19 protein-coding genes are annotated in these 18135 nt (G+C 40.2%); 10 read left to right on the top strand and 9 right to left on the bottom strand.

Annotated elements, in window-relative coordinates; genetic code table 11:
• Positions 1-156: 156 nt before the first annotated feature.
• The 4 genes from BLO34_RS01590 to recQ all read right to left on the bottom strand — a co-directional run bounded on the left by BLO34_RS01590 (position 157) and on the right by recQ (position 5741).
• Positions 157-1230 carry an ABC transporter permease gene (locus tag BLO34_RS01590; protein WP_090751995.1) on the bottom strand — a complete coding sequence of 358 codons (1074 nt, stop codon included), beginning with the start codon at positions 1228-1230 and terminating at the stop codon, positions 157-159.
• The gene (locus BLO34_RS01585; protein WP_090751993.1) at positions 1227-2321 is read right to left on the bottom strand and encodes a BT_3928 family protein; all 1095 of its coding nucleotides are present in this window, start codon (positions 2319-2321) and stop codon (positions 1227-1229) included. Before BLO34_RS01585 ends, BLO34_RS01590 begins: the two co-directional genes overlap by 4 nt.
• Positions 2322-2433: 112 nt before the next feature.
• Complete coding sequence (locus tag BLO34_RS01580) at positions 2434-3366, bottom strand: peptidylprolyl isomerase (protein ID WP_090751991.1); 933 nt, start codon at positions 3364-3366, stop codon at positions 2434-2436.
• Between the two features lie 182 nt (positions 3367-3548).
• Complete coding sequence (gene recQ / locus BLO34_RS01575; protein WP_090751989.1) at positions 3549-5741, bottom strand: DNA helicase RecQ; 2193 nt, start codon at positions 5739-5741, stop codon at positions 3549-3551.
• Positions 5742-5827: 86 nt separating this feature from the next.
• Here recQ and BLO34_RS01570 point away from each other — a divergent pair, with 86 nt between their 5' ends.
• From BLO34_RS01570 to meaB, 9 genes are all read left to right on the top strand, one after another.
• On the top strand, positions 5828-6796 hold the full coding sequence (locus tag BLO34_RS01570) for an SIS domain-containing protein (protein ID WP_172823942.1): 969 nt from the start codon (positions 5828-5830) through the stop codon (positions 6794-6796).
• Complete coding sequence (gene tatC, locus BLO34_RS01565; RefSeq protein WP_090751986.1) at positions 6797-7627, top strand: twin-arginine translocase subunit TatC; 831 nt, start codon at positions 6797-6799, stop codon at positions 7625-7627.
• 4 nt (positions 7628-7631) lie between these two features.
• Entirely contained in the window at positions 7632-7988 is a 357-nt protein-coding gene (locus BLO34_RS01560; protein ID WP_090751984.1) for a carboxymuconolactone decarboxylase family protein, read from the top strand.
• Between the two features lie 12 nt (positions 7989-8000).
• A complete protein-coding gene (locus BLO34_RS01555; RefSeq protein ID WP_157686606.1) occupies positions 8001-8465 on the top strand; it encodes a PH domain-containing protein in 465 nt (154 codons plus the stop codon).
• A gap of 3 nt (positions 8466-8468) precedes the next feature.
• A complete protein-coding gene (locus BLO34_RS01550) occupies positions 8469-9041 on the top strand; it encodes a cob(I)yrinic acid a,c-diamide adenosyltransferase (protein WP_090751981.1) in 573 nt (190 codons plus the stop codon).
• 190 nt (positions 9042-9231) lie between these two features.
• Positions 9232-9453: a DUF2795 domain-containing protein gene (locus tag BLO34_RS01545; protein WP_055413277.1), complete on the top strand. Its 222-nt coding sequence runs from the start codon at positions 9232-9234 to the stop codon at positions 9451-9453.
• Positions 9454-9568: 115 nt separating this feature from the next.
• Complete coding sequence (secA, locus tag BLO34_RS01540; RefSeq protein WP_090751978.1) at positions 9569-12985, top strand: preprotein translocase subunit SecA; 3417 nt, start codon at positions 9569-9571, stop codon at positions 12983-12985.
• A gap of 396 nt (positions 12986-13381) precedes the next feature.
• Entirely contained in the window at positions 13382-13726 is a 345-nt protein-coding gene (locus BLO34_RS01535; protein WP_090751976.1) for a DUF3140 domain-containing protein, read from the top strand.
• A gap of 40 nt (positions 13727-13766) precedes the next feature.
• Positions 13767-14783, top strand: coding sequence for a methylmalonyl Co-A mutase-associated GTPase MeaB (gene meaB, locus BLO34_RS01530; protein WP_090751974.1), 1017 nt, complete (start codon positions 13767-13769; stop codon positions 14781-14783).
• Position 14784: 1 nt separating this feature from the next.
• On the opposite strand, the gene BLO34_RS01525 is transcribed toward meaB, so the two are convergent.
• Genes BLO34_RS01525 through BLO34_RS01510 form a run of 4 tightly spaced genes read right to left on the bottom strand, consistent with a single transcriptional unit; the run spans position 14785 to position 16454 of the window.
• A complete protein-coding gene (locus BLO34_RS01525; RefSeq protein WP_090751972.1) occupies positions 14785-15255 on the bottom strand; it encodes an HAD domain-containing protein in 471 nt (156 codons plus the stop codon).
• 19 nt (positions 15256-15274) lie between these two features.
• Complete coding sequence (locus BLO34_RS01520) at positions 15275-15655, bottom strand: hypothetical protein (RefSeq protein WP_090751970.1); 381 nt, start codon at positions 15653-15655, stop codon at positions 15275-15277.
• Between the two features lie 3 nt (positions 15656-15658).
• The gene (locus BLO34_RS01515; RefSeq protein WP_090751968.1) at positions 15659-16231 is read right to left on the bottom strand and encodes a phosphatase PAP2 family protein; all 573 of its coding nucleotides are present in this window, start codon (positions 16229-16231) and stop codon (positions 15659-15661) included.
• A complete protein-coding gene (locus BLO34_RS01510; protein ID WP_090751966.1) occupies positions 16224-16454 on the bottom strand; it encodes a hypothetical protein in 231 nt (76 codons plus the stop codon). The genes BLO34_RS01515 and BLO34_RS01510 overlap by 8 nt, the downstream gene beginning before the upstream one ends.
• Positions 16455-16537: 83 nt before the next feature.
• Between BLO34_RS01510 and lptB the strand changes: the two genes are divergently transcribed.
• Positions 16538-17284, top strand: a complete 747-nt coding sequence (lptB, locus tag BLO34_RS01505; RefSeq protein ID WP_090751964.1) for an LPS export ABC transporter ATP-binding protein — start codon at positions 16538-16540, stop codon at positions 17282-17284.
• Here lptB and BLO34_RS01500 read toward each other — a convergent pair.
• Positions 17281-18045 (bottom strand): CDP-alcohol phosphatidyltransferase family protein, encoded by a 765-nt coding sequence (locus BLO34_RS01500; RefSeq protein ID WP_090751962.1) that lies wholly within the window; start codon positions 18043-18045, stop codon positions 17281-17283. The two genes, lptB and BLO34_RS01500, sit on opposite strands and share 4 nt — an antisense overlap.
• Positions 18046-18135: the final 90 nt, after the last annotated feature.

The raw sequence follows: 18135 nt of genomic DNA, 5'->3' as shown, positions 1-18135 counted from the left end.
GTGAAAACCCAAAAAGGCTTGATACAAGAAGTATTATTAGTAAAGTTTTATTCAATGGTATTTAGTTTCTTAAGTGATGATTCTTCAATATTAACTTACCACAAAGATATTGAACTTAAAATGGTTTATGCCATTCGGCAGATTGTAGCCTCTGAATCAATCTAGTTTCACGCGTGGATCTAACCATACATAAACAATATCCACAAGGATATTGATCAGAATAAATAGCGTTGCAATGACTAATACAGCACCAGTAATTACGGGAAGATCCAGCGTGTTTAACGCTTCTACAATCTCCTTTCCCAAACCGTTCCAGTTGAAAATATATTCAACAAAAACGGCTCCTGCAAGCATACTGGCAAACCAACCACTTACTGCTGTGATAACTGGGTTTAAGGCGTTTTTAAACGCATGTTTTGTGATGACTTGGTATTTAGTCAAACCTTTGGCATAAGCGGTAACTATATATTCCTGACTCATGACTTCCAGTAAACTATTGCGCATAAGTTGGCTAATGACGGCTAGCGGTCGTATTCCTAAAACAACGGCTGGCAATATCAAATTGCGCCACTGAAGTTGCATATTCTCACCATAGTCATCCAGTTCATATAAACTACCACTCATTCTCAATCCTGTATATTCATGCCACAAATAGCCAAACAAAAAAGCAAATATGATCGCGCTGAAAAAGCTGGGAACGCTCATTCCTATCGTACTGACCAATTGTATCGTTTGATCTATCCAGTTTCCTTTATTCAATGCAGAAATAATTCCCAACACCAATCCTATCATCAAGGCAATGATGATAGCAACTACTGCTAAAATGATGGTGTTAGGCAAAGTCTCGCCTATCACTCGGCTCACTTTCTTACCCGATTTTTGAAACGATTCTCGTAAATAAGGCCATTTGAGCATCAAACTTGTTTCTCCCATGGTCATGATCTTCAAACCGGTATACTTGCCATCATTATAAGTGAAGTCTTTTTGAGGTGTCGAGTGCACCGATAGCGGACTCAGATCATTTAGAAAGTACAGGTATTGTTGACCCAGCGATTGGTCAAAGCCATACTTAGCTCTTACTGCCGCGAGTTGTCCCTCACTTTCATTTTGACCCATCATCATTTGGGCTGGATCTCCTGGTAACAGATAGAATAATAGAAACACAACCGTTACTACTCCATAGAGTGTAAGAATGGCATACCCTAATTTCTTAAGCAGATAGCTTATCATAAATCCATTTCCTCAAAATCATTCCAATGCGATTTGGCAGTAACGACTCCGTTTTTCAATAACACAACTCCAGGATTGGAACGTATAACCGTTTTAAGAGCTGTGCCATCTGTGGTGTAGAAATTTACATCAAGTCCGTAGGTGGATTTAGCCTGATCTGCTTCCTTAGGTGCAGATGAACTCAAAGCTATCACCCTGTAACCTGAGGCTTTCGCGCGCTTAATAATTTGAGGCAGCTTGAGCATCCCGCGATTCTCTGTATTATTAAGATTATACATGATAAGCAGCGCCACCTTGGGCTCATTTAAAATCTCTTGAGTAATATCGCCTTCAGTTTCAGAATTGATGGCAAAATCATGAATGGGTGGTTCATATCCTTTTTCAAGAAGTCTGGTTTCAACCTTGGTATAATTTGGTCTACCTTCTGGTGGCGTTCCTTTAGTGGTGATGATTTCTTCATTACCATTTTCATTATAATACCAGTCGTAACCATAAACATCAGGTCGCTCTGGGTCTGGTTGCATGGCCTGATTGATGTTGGTTCCAATTTTATAACCTCTAAAATCAATGATAGGCAGATGCATTAAAACGTAATAGGCAATCCCAAAACATCCAATGGTTACCAGCATCGTAGTCACCATTCCTGTAAATTTTTTGAAGATAGGCTGTATTAGGTTCACGTTCATAAAGAGAATCACGATCATAAATAGCAGGATCACATCCTTAGTGAAACTTTCCCACGGTGTAAGCGGTATAGCATCTCCAAAACAACCACAATCAGTTACCTTATTGAAGTATGCCGAGTAAAATGTTAGAAACGTGAAGAATATGATCATCAGTAATAGTGACCACACGGTAAACTTTCTTTGAAAGGCTATAAGCAACATGACGCCCAGAATGACTTCTAGAATCACCAGAAAAATAGCAAGAGGCAATGCAAATGGTTGCAAAAACTCTAGACCTAGAACGGCAGCCCCAAAATATTCATCCAGTTTAAAACCAAAACCCACAGGGTCGTTGAGCTTGACCAATCCACTGAATATAAAAAGAACACCCACAAAGACTCGACAAATACCAACCAGTAATTTCATAAGAATAGAATTACCTCAAAGATAATAAGCTTGAATCAAGTAATAGTTCACTTCTCAAATCAAAAATCCCCAACCGGTCAACGATTGGGGATTTTATTAAAACTATAAGTTTTTATTTAACGTCCATCAGTTCGACGTCAAATACAAGTGTTGCATCTGGTGGAATCACTCCGCCAGCGCCTGCGCTACCATAGGCAATGTGCGATGGTATCACAAATCTAGCTTTGTCTCCTACCTGTAGCAATTGGATCCCTTCATCCCAACCAGAGATCACTTGACCTACACCTAGTTGGAAATCGATCGGTTTTTTACGCTCAAAACTGGAATCAAAAACTTTACCGTTAGGCAACATTCCTTTATAGTGAACGCTGACCATTTTTCCTTTTTCTGCTTTAGGTCCAGCCCCTTTATTGATGATTTTATATCTCAAACCGCTATCTGTTTTGTCAAAACCAGCAGCGATTTCATCCAATTCCCCTTCCGCTTGTTTTCTGGCTTGTTCCTGACGTTGCAACGCTGCACCAGTAAACTGACGAAAAGCCTCTACTGCGTTGTAAGACTCAGCATCAGCTCCTTTGCGTATAATCTCAACGGTCTTGATCTCATCTCCTTGAGCTATGGCATCGACTACATCTTGTCCTTCTACAACCTTACCAAAAACCGTGTGCTTGTCATCCAACCATGCCGTTTCTATATGAGTGATAAAAAATTGTGACCCATTGGTTCCAGGTCCCGAATTAGCCATACTTAAAACTCCGGGCCCTTCATGACGCAATTCTAAATTAAACTCGTCATCAAATTTATAACCAGGATCTCCAGCACCAGTGCCTTGAGGGTCGCCACCTTGAATCATAAAATCAGGAATCACTCTATGAAATTTCAATCCATTATAGAATGGCGTTCCCTGTGGTTTAGCGGTGTTTTCTAAATTTCCTTCTGCTAATCCTACAAAGTTCCCTACTGTTCCTGGGGTTCTTTTGTAGTGCAGTTGAAGTAGTATCTCTCCTTTTGAGGTATTTAATTTGGCAAATAATCCGTCTTCCATGTCGTAATTTTAATTGAATTGCAAAGTTAAGGGTTACAACCCCTATTATATAATCAATAAAATCTTAAGACTTGATAAAGAGTTTTTGGATAATATCGCTTTCGCGAAAGCGAAATCATTCGACCATAGGCTTCAACTAGAACTTAATTAATTTCAAATTATCGAATCTGAAATTAATCGTTCTAATTCCCAACCTCACTAATAAACTTCAAGCGATACAAGCGTATCTCTTCTTCTTCATACTCTCCATCAAATTCTTCCATGGCAGCATCAATATGATCATTTTCTGCTTCTAGGAAATAGGCATGTAGATCTTCCTGTTGTTCTTCGTCGAGCATCTCGTCAACCCAGTAACTTATATTCAATTTTGTACCACTAAAAACGATGCTTTCCAACTCGCTTATGAGTTCCTGCATTTCCATGCCTTTAGCATCTGCGATATCTTCAAAAGAGAGTTTACGGTCAATACTTGTAATAAAATACAGTTTGTTTCCAGACTTTGTTCCAGTGGATTTAATCACAAGATCATCTGCTCTAGTGATATCATTATCCTCAACATATCTGGCGATAAGCTCCACAAATGGTTTTCCAAATTTGCGGGCCTTCCCATCACCTACACCATGGATGTTAGCCATTTCCTCCAACGAAATAGGATACTTGGTAGCCATATCATCAATGGAAGGATCTTGAAATACTACGTAAGGCGGTACTTCTTTTTGTTTCGCAACTTTTTTGCGAAGTTCCTTCAACATCTTGACCAGTTTGTCATCAAGAGCCGCTGCTTTTCCTGATCCAGCAGGCATGGAATCTTCCTGATGATAGGTATGGTCATCACTCATCATAAAAGTCTTTCCAGACTTAACGAATTCGTGACCAGCTTCAGTGATTTTCAACGTGCCGTAGGACTCAATGTCTTTTCTAATATATCGGGCGACCATTACCTGGCGTATCAATGCCGTCCAGAAGGCTGCCTCTTTGTCTTTACCACTACCAAAATATTCATGGGAATCCAGTTTATTAGCAGATATCATCGCATTGCTCTTACCTACTAGTATCTTGACAATGTCTTTTGCCTTGTATCGCTCACCTGCTGCATCGATCACTTCAATTAATTTCTTGACATCGTTAATGGCTTCACGTTGCGGTTTTGGATTGCGCATGTTATCATCCATATCGCCACCATCTCCAGTTTCTGGATCGAATTCTTCACCAAAATAATGCAATATAAACTGACGACGACTCATGCTAGTCTCTGAGTAACCAACCATTTCCTGCAATAGCGCATGTCCAATCTCTTGTTCAGCAATAGGTTTTCCTGACATGAACTTCTCCAGCTTTTCTATGTCCTTATAACTATAGTAAGCCAGACAGTGACCTTCACCGCCATCGCGACCGGCACGACCAGTTTCTTGATAATAGGATTCTATACTTTTCGGGATATCATGATGAATCACAAAACGTACGTCTGGCTTGTCGATTCCCATCCCAAAAGCGATTGTCGCCACAACAACGTCCACATCTTCCATGAGGAACTTATCTTGATGTGAAGCTCTTGTTTTCCCGTCAAGTCCTGCATGATAGGGAACGGCTTTAATACCATTCACCTGCAGCACTTGCGACAATTCCTCCACACGCTTGCGTGACAAACAATACACGATACCTGATTTTCCATCATTTTGTTTGATGAATCTAGTGATGTCCGCGTCTACTTGATCTGTTTTGGGACGTACCTCATAATAAAGGTTAGGCCTGTTGAATGAGGCTTTAAACGTTGTCGCATTCGGTATCTGGAGATTCTTTAAAATATCTTCCTGAACCTTAGGCGTTGCCGTTGCCGTCAGTCCTATAATAGGTATATTATCACCTATACGGTCAATGATCCTTCTCAGGTTTCGGTATTCCGGTCTAAAGTCATGTCCCCATTCACTAATACAGTGCGCCTCATCCACAGCTAGAAAACTGATTTTCTGTTCTTTTAGAAAATCGACGTATTCTTCTTTGGTAAGTGATTCTGGAGCAACGTATAGTAGCTTGGTCACTCCGTTTTCTATATCATCCTTGACTCGTTGAACTTCTCCTTTGTTCAAACTGCTGTTCAAAACGTGCGCCACGCCTTCATTCTCAGATATACCACGTATGGCATCCACCTGATTTTTCATCAGGGCAATGAGCGGCGACACGATGATGGCAGTGCCTTCCTGCATTAAAGCAGGTAATTGATAACATAGGGATTTCCCACCGCCGGTAGGCATGATGACAAATACATCCTCCTTGTTTAATACTGAGGTAACTACGCTTTTTTGCAGTCCTCTAAACTGATCAAAACCGAAGTATTTTTTGAGGTTATCCTCTAATCCAGATTGCTTAAATGCCATACGGCTGCTCCCTTTTTGTTTATCTTTGTTCGTTACAATTTACAATTAAATTCGTTTCTCACAAACGATATAAACCGCGAACGCTCTTGAGCAACACAAATAAAATTCTGGAAGTCGCCCGTCGCACAATTCGTATTGAGGCAAATGCCATTAAAGAGCTGGAAGATTGTATTGATTCCGCTTTCGCGAAAGCGGTACAACACATACACATCTCAAACGGTAGAGTCATTATAACTGGTATAGGAAAAAGTGCCATTATCGCACAGAAAATTGTTGCGACGATGAACAGCACTGGCACACCAGCGATTTTTATGCACGCTGCAGATGCCATTCACGGTGACCTAGGAATCGTCCAAAAAAATGATGTCGTCATCTGTATTTCAAAAAGCGGCAACACACCAGAAATCAAGGTGCTCATACCGCTCATTAAAAATTTTGACAACAAATTAATCGCCATAGTCAGCAATAGGGAATCGTTTCTCGCTCAAGAGGCCGATTTCATTTTACACGCTCCTATTAAAGAGGAAGCCTGTCCCAATGGCCTCGCTCCTACCACGAGCACCACGGCACAACTGGTCATGGGCGATGCTTTAGCAATTAGTTTGCTCGAGTTAAAAGGCTTTACAGATGCAGATTTTGCGCGTTATCATCCAGGTGGAGCGCTGGGCAAAAAATTATATCTAAGAGTAAAAGATCTCGCAGATCAACGATCTAAACCGCAAGTAGCACCATCGACATCATTGCGTGAGGTGATCGTCAACATTTCAGAAAACATGCTGGGAATGACCGTTGTGGTAGAGAATCTAAAAATATTGGGAATCATTACAGATGGTGACTTAAGACGCATGCTAACCAGCGGCAGGGACATCGATTCTCTTGTCGCAAAAGATATCATGACAGCAAATCCCAAAACAATCCCTGCAGATGCCATGGCAATCCAAGCTCGTGAGTTGATGGAAGAGAAACATATCTCGCAACTGGTGTCAGTTGATGAAGATCAAAATTATGCAGGTGTCGTGCATATTCATGATGTAATTAGAGAAGGAATCGTATAAATGGCACGTAAAGTAGATCCGAATAATATGTCTTTTCTGGACCACGTAGAAGAACTGCGCTGGTGCTTGATTCGCTCCATAATAGGTATACTTGTTGGTGCAATAGTTGCCTTTGTAGCTAGGAAATTTATTTTTGACACGGTTATCTTCGGACCTATTAAAAAAGATTTTGTTACCTATCAATTCTTCTGCAAAATTGGCCGATTGGTGGGAATAGAAAGTGAATTTTGCGATCCCAATTTCAATTTTATCCTACAGTCCAGAGAGATGTCAGATTTGTTCAGCGTTCATATCTGGACATCTATAACGGTAGGTTTTGTTGTAGCCTTTCCTTATGTATTGTGGCAGGTTTGGAAATTTATATCGCCAGGACTCAAACAACAAGAACGCAAGTATAGTAGCGGTTTTATCATCATTAGTAGCATCCTGTTTTTTATAGGTGTCGTTTTTGGTTATTATGTGATAGCGCCACTGTCCGTTCATTTCATGTTAACCTATGAACTGAGTGACTTTGTAGAAACACAACCTAGCATACAAAGTTATGTGGCATACATTAGAGCAAGCGCGCTAGCGAGTGGTATTCTATTTGAACTTCCTATTATCATATATTTCTTGACTAAAATAGGACTTGCAACGCCTGCAGGTATGCGCAAGGGTCGCAAGTTTGCACTGGTAGCAATCCTAATAGTTGCGGCTATCATAACTCCGCCAGATATCGCAAGCCAGGTTATCGTGGCGATTCCTGTATTAATATTATATGAGATAAGTATTTACATATCAAAATTTGTCTTGATGAGAGACGCCCGCAGAAAAAGAAAATTAGCAACATAAAAGAATGAGCAACCTAGTAGAAGAATTTAATGAGTATCGTGAGCGCATGAATGGCGCTATTACTCAAGATAATAACAAGATCCTTAAACGTATCTTTAACCTTGACACCAATGCTTTTACCGCTGGTGCGCTGGATAAGAAAACCAAAGAACTGTTGGGCCTTGTTGCAAGCACCGTTTTGCGCTGTGATGATTGTGTGAAATACCATTTAGAAGAAAGTCATAAAGCTGGATTGTCTAAAGAAGAAGTTGTAGAAGCTTTATCTATTGCAACGTTAGTAGGTGGTACGATTGTCATACCGCATTTGAGACGCGCTTATGAATATTGGGATGCGGTAGAACAACAATCTACAACAGAATAATAAACTTGATTAGTGAGATTTAGAAGTAAAAAAGGTTTTTTGATGATGAGCGTGGTAATCCTCGTTTCCACATTATTGATTTACCTACTTTTTTCTTCACTAGAAAATACCCAGAAAGATTTATCCATCTGGATACCCAGCATCATTCTAATGCTGGTAGTTCCATTTTTGTTGATATGGATTCTTATCCAAACCTATTATGTGTTGGATAACGACGAATTGAAATATGTTTCTGGACCTATCAGAGGCTCAATAAAGATTGCAGACATAGAACAAGTCGTAAAGAACACGACTTTATGGGTAGGTTTGAAACCTGCCACAGCTCGCAATGGTATCATTATTAGATACAATAATTACAACGAGCTATACATCAGTCCTTATAATAACGAAAAGTTCATTGAAAAGCTTTTAGAGCTGAAGCCAGACATCGAAGTACAAGATGATGAGGATGATATTTTTCCAACTTCAATTGATTAAAAAATGAAAATCTATACAAAGACAGGCGATACAGGAGAAACATCACTTTTTGGTGGTACGCGTGTTCCCAAGAACAATCTACGAATAGATAGTTATGGAACCGTTGATGAACTTAATTCGTGGATGGGTCTTTTAAGAGATCAACCTGTTGATAGTGAAGTCAAAAAGTTCATTATTGAGATACAGGATAGGCTATTTACCATTGGATCTATTCTTGCCACACCACCAGAAAAGGAGCTTCTCAAGAATGGTAAGGAACGCTTGAACATCCCAAAGATTTCTGATGAGAACGTGTCAGAATTAGAAACTCAAATGGATCAAATGGAAGAGGATCTACCTCAAATGACGCATTTCATTCTTCCTGGCGGTCATCAGTCTGTGTCATTCTGTCACATAACACGTACTGTTTGTAGACGCGCAGAGCGCCTAGCAGTGGAATTGAATGCGAGTTCACCTATCGATCCACAGGTAATCAAATATCTCAACAGACTTTCTGACTATCTGTTTGTATTGGCACGTAAGTTGTCTAAAGATCTACAGGCAGAAGAGATCAAGTGGATTCCTAAAAAACATTAGATCGGGCTTAGCAAATATTTTAGGATATTCTTGCAGCTGGAACACATGGAATCACACTTCACATTTTGAACAAAACAATTTGATTTCCAAAAGCTTAACCGCTCTTTAAAATCTTGAATCTTAAATTATCAAAAAAATTTGGAAAAGTGGACAAACCGTCTATTTTTGCAAAAAATAAACGAGTAAAATTATGTATTGGACACTTGAACTTGCATCCTATTTAAGTGATGCTCCTTGGCCAGCAGAAAAGGACGAACTTATTGACTACGCTATCCGTACCGGTGCGCCGTTGGAGGTCGTTGAGAACCTACAGGCCATCGAGGACGAAGGTGATTCTTATGAGTCGATCCAGGAAATCTGGCCAGACTATCCTACAGACGATGATTACCTCTGGAATGAGGATGAATACTAGACATCTATAACCTTAAAAAGTCTCGTAAGAGGCTTTTTTTTTGCTTTATATTTAAGATCTTGACCAGAGCAATTTTATAAATATAAATAGCTATTAATCAATTATATACCACAACATGGGACTATTAGATTCCGTTTTAAAAATATTCGTAGGCGACAAATCAAAGCAGGACGTTGCAGAACTGCAGCCTAACGTCACAAAAACCTTAAGTTTTGAGAAAGCAATGGAAAGTCTGTCCATTGATGAACTGCGCCATAAAACAACAGAGTTTAAGGATAAGATCGCTTCCGCGAAAGCGAACACACTACAGCAGATCACCTCTTTACAAGAAGATGCCAATAACGAAGAAGATATTGACAAGCGAGAGGACATCTATGAGCAAATCGATAAACTTCAAGAGCAGGCGTATGAAGAAGCAGAGGCTGTACTGAATGAGATCATGCCAGAGGCCTTTGCAGTGATGAAAGAAACGGCAAAAAGATTCTTCCACAATACAGAGCTTAAAGTAGCAGCCACTACACGCGATCGTGAGTTGAGTGGTGAAAAAGATTATGTGACCCTAGATGGCGACCATGCCGTCTGGTCCAACTCTTGGGATGCCGCTGGTAAGCCCATCACCTGGGATATGATTCACTACGACGTACAACTCATAGGTGGTACAGCATTGCACATGGGAAAAATTGCAGAGATGCAGACTGGTGAAGGTAAAACGCTTGTAGCCACACTTCCTGTTTACCTTAATGCATTGACCGGTAATGGTGTTCACGTAGTAACGGTAAATGATTACCTAGCAAAACGTGACAGCGCATGGATAGGACCATTGTTTGAATTCCACGGGTTGAGTATTGATTGTATTGATTATCACAAACCTAATTCTGAGTCACGTCGTAAAGCTTATCTAGCAGACATCACTTATGGTACCAATAACGAATTTGGTTTTGATTACCTGCGTGATAATATGGCTCATGCCACTGCAGATCTGGTACAGCGCAAACACAACTATGCCATCATAGATGAAACGGATTCCGTTCTTATTGATGATGCACGTACGCCTTTGATTATTTCTGGACCAGTTCCAGAAGGTGATCGCCAGGAATTTGATGTACTCAAGCGTCCCGTCGATAATATCGTGAATGTTCAAAGAAAGGAACTGACACAAACTTTGGCGAAAGCTAAAAAATTGATTTCAGAAGGAGATTCTAAAGAAGGTGGATTGGAGTTACTGCGAGTTTATCGTGGTCTACCTAAGAACAAAGCATTGATCAAATTCCTTAGTGAAGAAGGTATCAAGCAATTACTTCAAAAGACAGAAAATCACTACATGTCTGACAACAATCGCGAGATGCCGACTGTGGATGCAGAACTGTACTTTGTGATTGACGAGAAAAATAACCAAGTTGAATTAACAGATAAAGGAATCGAATACCTTTCAGGAGATGACGATCCTGAATTCTTTATCATGCCAGAAGTTGGTATCGAGATCGGTAAGATCGAGAACGGCGGTTACAGCAAGGAAGAAGAAGCCGAAAAGAAAGAAGAGCTTTTCCGTGAATTTGCAGTAAAATCTGAACGCATTCACACACTTAATCAGCTATTAAAAGCATACACCCTTTTTGAGCGCGATACGGAATATGTGGTAATGTCTAAAGACAAAAAAACAAGAGATGCCACTACTGGAGCCATCAAAACTGTAAGTGAGGAACAAGTAATGATCGTTGATGAGCAAACTGGTCGTATCATGGATGGTCGCCGTTATAGCGATGGATTGCACCAAGCGATTGAGGCAAAAGAAAATGTAACCATTCAGGATGCCACACAGACTTTTGCTACCATCACGTTGCAGAATTACTTTAGAATGTATAAGAAGTTATCTGGTATGACAGGTACTGCGGTAACTGAAGCTGGTGAATTCTGGGAAATCTATAAATTAGATGTTGTGGAGATCCCAACCAACAGACCTATCGCTCGTGATGACCGTCAGGATCTTGTTTACAAAACCAAAAGAGAAAAGTACGGTGCTGTCATTGAAGAAGTAACACGCCTTAAAGAAGCCGGTCGTCCTGTATTGATAGGTACGACATCGGTTGATATTTCAGAATTATTGAGTAGAACACTGCAGCGCGCAGGAATTGAGCACAATGTTTTGAATGCAAAACAGCACAAACGCGAGTCTGAAATTGTAGCCGAAGCTGGTAATTCTGGTCAAATCACCATCGCCACCAACATGGCAGGTCGTGGTACAGACATTAAATTATCAGAAGAAGTCAAAAAAGCTGGCGGTCTAGCTATTATAGGTACAGAACGTCACGATTCAAGACGTGTCGATAGACAGTTACGTGGTCGTGCTGGTCGTCAAGGAGATCCAGGAAGCTCGCAGTTTTACGTGTCTCTGGAAGATAACTTGATGCGATTGTTTGGTTCTGAGCGTATGGCAAAAACCATGGATAGATTGGGTATGAAAGAAGGTGAAGTGATTCAGCATTCAATGATTTCTAAATCTATTGAACGTGCGCAGAAAAAAGTGGAAGAAAATGCATTTGGAGTTCGTAAACGTCTATTGGAATATGATGATGTGATGAACGCACAGCGTGAAGTTATCTATAAGAGACGTTATCATGCACTATTTGGTGATCGTCTAGCGGTAGACATCGCTAACATGATTTATGACATTGCAGAGAATATTGTTTCAACTAACAAAATCTCTCAAGATTTCAAAAACTTTGATTTTGAATTGATACGCTACTTCTCGATGAGTAGTCCTATTAGCGAGTCAGAATTTAAGTCTAAAACAGAACCTCAGATTACATCGGCAATTTATAAAGCCGCATACGAGCACTATAAAGAGAAAATGGAGCGCACAGCGAGAGAAGTGTATCCAGTGATCAAGAATGTAGTGGAAAATGACGAGCGTAAATTTGAGCGTATCGCCGTTCCTTTTACAGATGGTATCAAGACCTTGAACGTCTCCACCAATCTTAAGGATGCTTACGAATCTGAAGGAAAAACATTGGTAACCGACTTTGAGAAGAACATCACGTTGGCTATCATCGACGATGCTTGGAAAACGCATTTACGTAAAATGGATGAGTTGAAGCAAAGTGTACAGCTAGCTGTTCATGAGCAGAAGGATCCATTATTGATCTATAAGTTTGAAGCTTTTGAGCTGTTCAAGGAAATGATTGATAAGGTGAACAAAGAAGTAATCGGTTTCATGTTTAAGGGTGACTTGCCTACTCAAGATGCAAATGCCATCAAGGAAGCTCGTGAACAAAAAGCAGAGAAAACCACCACTTCAAAAGATGAGATCCTCAACAGCGATGAGCAGGCCGCTCAGAACAGAGCTGTTGGCGCAGGCGCAAGTCAGCAACAACGCCAGCCTGTGACAGAAACCATCACTCGCGACCAGCCTAAAATTGGTCGCAACGATCAAGTTACGATCAAGAACATCATGACTGGAGAATCTAAGGAATGTAAGTACAAACAAGCCATTCCATTGATCAATAAAGGTGAATGGGTATTGGATAAATTCTAGAATAAGTTTGCGGTAGCTCGCACTGAGCGCCGCCGAATTGCGAAAGCAGAACATCAAAAAAGCCTGAACTTATAGTTCAGGCTTTTTTGTTATTTAACCATATCTCGACTGCCGCTCGATACTGGTTCAATAAGCAAATTGAAAAAGAATAATGCAACCACTTCGAGCGAGAGTCGAGAAGCCGTAATCCACTAAGAGAATCTTCTGAACAAAAACCATATCTCGACTGCCGCTCGATACTGGTTCAATAAGCAAATTGGAAAAGAATAATGCAGCCGCTTCGAGCGACAGTCGAGAAGGAGCGATTGGTTGAGTTCAACGTGAATAAAATATTCTTACTTAACATTACCGTAGCACTTTACCTACAGATCACTTCCTATCTTGAAAACAAAAACCATGAGCGATAAAAGCAACGACGAGATCTATGATGAATTCTACGATTTAGTAAACATGACGCCTAGTGAGCTGGAAGACTGGCTGGACACCGATAAATCAAAAGATGTAGGACAAGACAGTGGCGACGGTGAAGCTATAGGTCACAAGTCTGGTAAGAAAATTATCAAGATCAAAAACAAGAAAAAGGACGAGCTAACTGAAACCAATTATAATCACATGAATAAGGTTATAGGTTACATCAATCGCCACAAGGCTCAGAAACCTAGTAGCGATATCAAAGAGTCCGACTGGCGCTACAGTCTAAAAAACTGGGGCCACGATCCATGCAAGGACATGGACTGCTAGTCAAGATTTATTGCGATCTTTATATTTCTAAAACCTTGTATTGTCAGAGTCGGCACATATCAATCCCAATTTAAAGCATCGCAAAAAAGCGTTGGATGTAGAGGAGCTTTTCGAGCAATTGAAAAATGGCGAGATCAGTGCTCTAAGTAAATCCATCACGCTCGTTGAAAGTACAGCAGTGAGTGATTCCGCTTTCGCGAAAGCGATATTATCAAAAGCTCTACCCTACTCGGGAAAGTCATTTAGATTAGGAATTACCGGCGTCCCTGGTGTTGGTAAATCAACATTCATTGAGGCGTTGGGATCTCATCTTATTTCTTCGGGAAAGAAGGTAGCTGTGCTTGCCATTGACCCATCGAGTAGTATTTCAAGAGGAAGTATTCTGGGCGATAAGACGCGCATGGAAGAACTGGTTAAGAGTGACCAAGCATTTATCAGACCTAGTCCTGCAGGAACGACTTTGGGCGGTGTGGCTCGTAAAACCAGAGAAGCGATTATCCTATGTGAAGCTGCTGGTTTTGATTTCATCATTATTGAAACCGTTGGTGTAGGTCAAAGTGAGACTGCCGTGCATAGCATGACTGACTTTTTTCTCCTGCTTAAACTTGCTGGTGCCGGTGATGATCTACAAGGAATCAAAAAAGGCATCATGGAAATGGCAGACCTCATCGTTATCAACAAAGCCGATGGAGAGAATAAAACCGCGGCAAAACATGCCCAACGCGAATTCAAAAACGCACTGCATCTCATGCCATCAAGAAACAACAACTGGTCTACAAAAGTCATAACAGCGAGTGGATTGAAACAGGAAGGAATCAGTGAGGTTGGATCTCAAATTCAAGAATATAAAGCCCAAAGTGAATCTAATGGTTCATTTCAAGAACGACGAAACTTACAAGAAATCTATTGGCTACACCAAACAATTGAGGATCGTTTAAAATCTGAATTCTATAATCGACCAGCAATTGAAAAGCATTTGAAAAATATAGAACAGCAAATTCTTGATAAAAAGATTACTGCATTTGAGGCTGCAGATATTTTAATGAATAAGAAATAAACTAGATCAACTCCATATCGAGAGTCGACATGATCGTCAGTGCTTGATCTGCCAGGTGATCAGTTAACCCAACGGATGCATTTGTTTGTATCAGACGATATTTCAAATAAGGCGACAAGGCATTTAGAGATTTGTCATCGTCGATTATTATAAAATGATCTTTGATCTCAGTTTTTTGGAACCAAAGCATAAGCTCTTCTTTACGATTCAAATTTTCATTGTTTTCTGGCAACCGCTGAATATTTTCAATGTCTATGTTTCTTATTCTAAACATCTCTTTCCATTGATCTAAGGAAAAATGGTGTTTGTGCGAGGTCGTTAAAACAATAGAAGTTTCTGGAAATTCTAATATTTTATTGAGGGCTTTTACAGCTTGAGGCGTGAATTCTGCAAATCCATCATCAAGGATATTAGGCCTACGCCAAGAATTTGCCGCAACCATCACTCCATCGATATCTAAGTAGATCAACATATTACTAAAATACCAAAATTTAGCGGGTTAGCTCCATCAACTTCTCCAATGAAATATTGTTGAAGGCTGCATCTTCCCGATTAAATTGAGCAATCTGTTCCTGTGTATCCCAATCTTCTTCCACAAATTCCACATCTGACCATTCGTAAATTCTGGTCGCAGATGTCTTTGCTGAATCCACATAATCCAACTTATCGTCCACCAATAAGGAACTTATAAATCTATGATGACCATCAATTATTAAGGTTTCATCGACCTTAATATCATCAAATCTGATCCCAGCACCCATTTTCTTATAAATGCGATAAATGATAGGTATACAAAGTTTGCTGTGAGTACTATTTAGTTTCGGCTGCTTTTGAGCTAATAAATTATGGATGGTACCTTGATCGATCTTCATATTTTACTTTGTTTTTGTACCATATCTCGCTTTCGCGAAAGCGAACAACTTAAAACAGATCAGGCCTAATAATATTCCCATAACGGCGCCCATTAAAATGTCTCCCAAGTAATGCAAACCAAGATAAACCCGGCTGTAAGCGACCAACATTGCCCATATGATCGTCACGACACACAATAGACGTTGGGTATTCCAGAGTAATAAACAAACGAAAGTCGCCAGACCAACTGCGCTACTAGCATGAGCACTATAAAACCCGAAGGTGCCGCCACTGCGACCTACTTTGGAAATGAGCCCATCAAGCGCCGGTTCTCTAAACGGTCTTAACCTTTCAAAACCATCCTTGAAAAGATTAGCAATTTGATCACTTGCCGCAATGAGTATAGCAATGGCTACAACGCTAATCATTGTGTTTTTCCATCCCAGTTTTTTATAGAAAAAATAGAGCAAAACCAGGTATAATGGTATGGAATACAACTTGTGGGTGATGGTGTTAAAGAATAGGTCAACCACATCGTTTCCCCAATCATTAAGAGCGATCGTGGCATCCCAATCCAGATCCTTGAGATCATTCATTCTCGTAGAATTCCATTTGCTCGTCGTAGAAACGGCTGGCTTCTTCAATCAGATTTTTGGTTTCGGCTTCTAGTTCTTCCTTATCATCCTTTTGGATATCATCTATAAACTCAAGCTCATCATCAATCAGATTAATGATAAATCTAGGATACTCTGTATGAATGACAAAGATATCATCAGGATGCTCAGAATGGTCGCCCATTAAAAATCTAGGAAGTTGCATGGTTATTGGTGTTAAGGTGACAACCGCTAAATTATGAATTCAGAATTGAGAATTCAGAATGGGAACAACTAAATTTGTCGACTATGCAAGAAAAGTTAACCGCAGATAATCTCCAGAAAGCCTATAAAGGCAGGCCAGTAGTAAAAGGCGTATCTCTAGAAGTAAACCAAGGTGAGATCGTAGGACTTTTAGGACCTAATGGTGCTGGAAAAACTACGACTTTTTACATGATGGTAGGTCTTGTAAAACCTACTGGCGGTAAGGTTTTTCTAAATGATACCGATATCACCAAATACGCCATGTACAAGCGCGCGCAAAACGGTATAGGTTACCTAGCACAGGAAGCATCGGTTTTTAGAAAGTTATCGATTGAGGATAACATTTTAGGTGTTTTGCAATTGACTGATCTTTCCAAAAAAGAACAGTTGGAAAGGCGCGATATGTTGCTGGAGGAATTTGGCCTGACCGACAGACGCAAACGCCGCGGTGATTTATTATCTGGTGGTGAACGTCGCCGTACAGAGATTGCCAGAGCACTAGCCACAAATCCTAATTTCATATTGTTGGATGAACCATTTGCAGGTGTCGATCCAGTTGCCGTTGAAGACATCCAGCGTATTGTTGCCCAATTGACTAAAAAGAACATTGGTATTCTTATCACAGATCACAACGTTCAAGAGACTCTTGCTATTACAGATCGAACCTACCTCATGTTTGAAGGTAAAATTCTCAAACAAGGAAATCCAGAGGAACTAGCCGAAGACGAAGTCGTACGACGAGTTTATTTAGGACAGAACTTTGAACTTAGAAAGAAGAAAATCTTTGATTAATACAGCGTATTATTCTTAGTAATCGCATTGTTAAGCAAACTCATCAATAGATACAACACGATAATACAAGGCACTGCATAAAGTTGTAGCGTGATGATTAATATCAAGCAAAGCAACAGGAAAATCCATCGTATCTCGTTCCCTTTGAACCCAAAGTTTTTGAACTTTAATGCAAACAAAGGCAGTTCTGCATTAAGCAAATAACAGCTCAACAATATAATTCCAGTCAGAATATAAGGATTACTCAATAATCCATAAATCCAATCCAAGTGCGTGGTTTGAACAATTATGGCAAGTGATATAATTAGGATGGCATTCGCTGGAGTTGGTACGCCTATAAAAGAATCGGTTTGTCTGGTATCCAGGTTGAAACGCGCTAACCTCAACGCACTTGCCGCAGTAATCAAGAAACCTATTATGGGAACGTAAGGACTGGTAATAGAATATTCGTTTGCTACTGTTTGAAACGATACCGCATCATCAAAAATGCTCACACCTAGCGCATCGTTAAGCATTTGGTACATGGCGATTCCAGGCACAAGACCACTTGTTACAAGGTCTGCCATGGAATCTAACTGACCACCCAACTCACTACTTACTTTGAGCATTCTAGCGGCAAGGCCGTCAAAAAAGTCAAAGAATATTCCTGCAGCAACAAAAATTCCAGCAGTAATCAAATCATCATTAAAAGCAAACACAGCAGCGATGCAACCACATAATAGATTGAAAAGAGTGATGATATTTGGAATCCATTGTTTCATAGCTACAAATATGCGGCAAAAATCTGCTGGAATCATGATGTATGTAGGACAATATCCACAAGGTTATGAAGTTATTAGAGGATAACTTTG

It is taken from the genome of Nonlabens sp. Hel1_33_55 (genome assembly GCF_900101765.1).
Taxonomy (GTDB): domain Bacteria; phylum Bacteroidota; class Bacteroidia; order Flavobacteriales; family Flavobacteriaceae; genus Nonlabens.
Note: the sequence above shows the minus strand (reverse complement) of the source record. Positions and strands in the feature narration are given on the sequence as shown.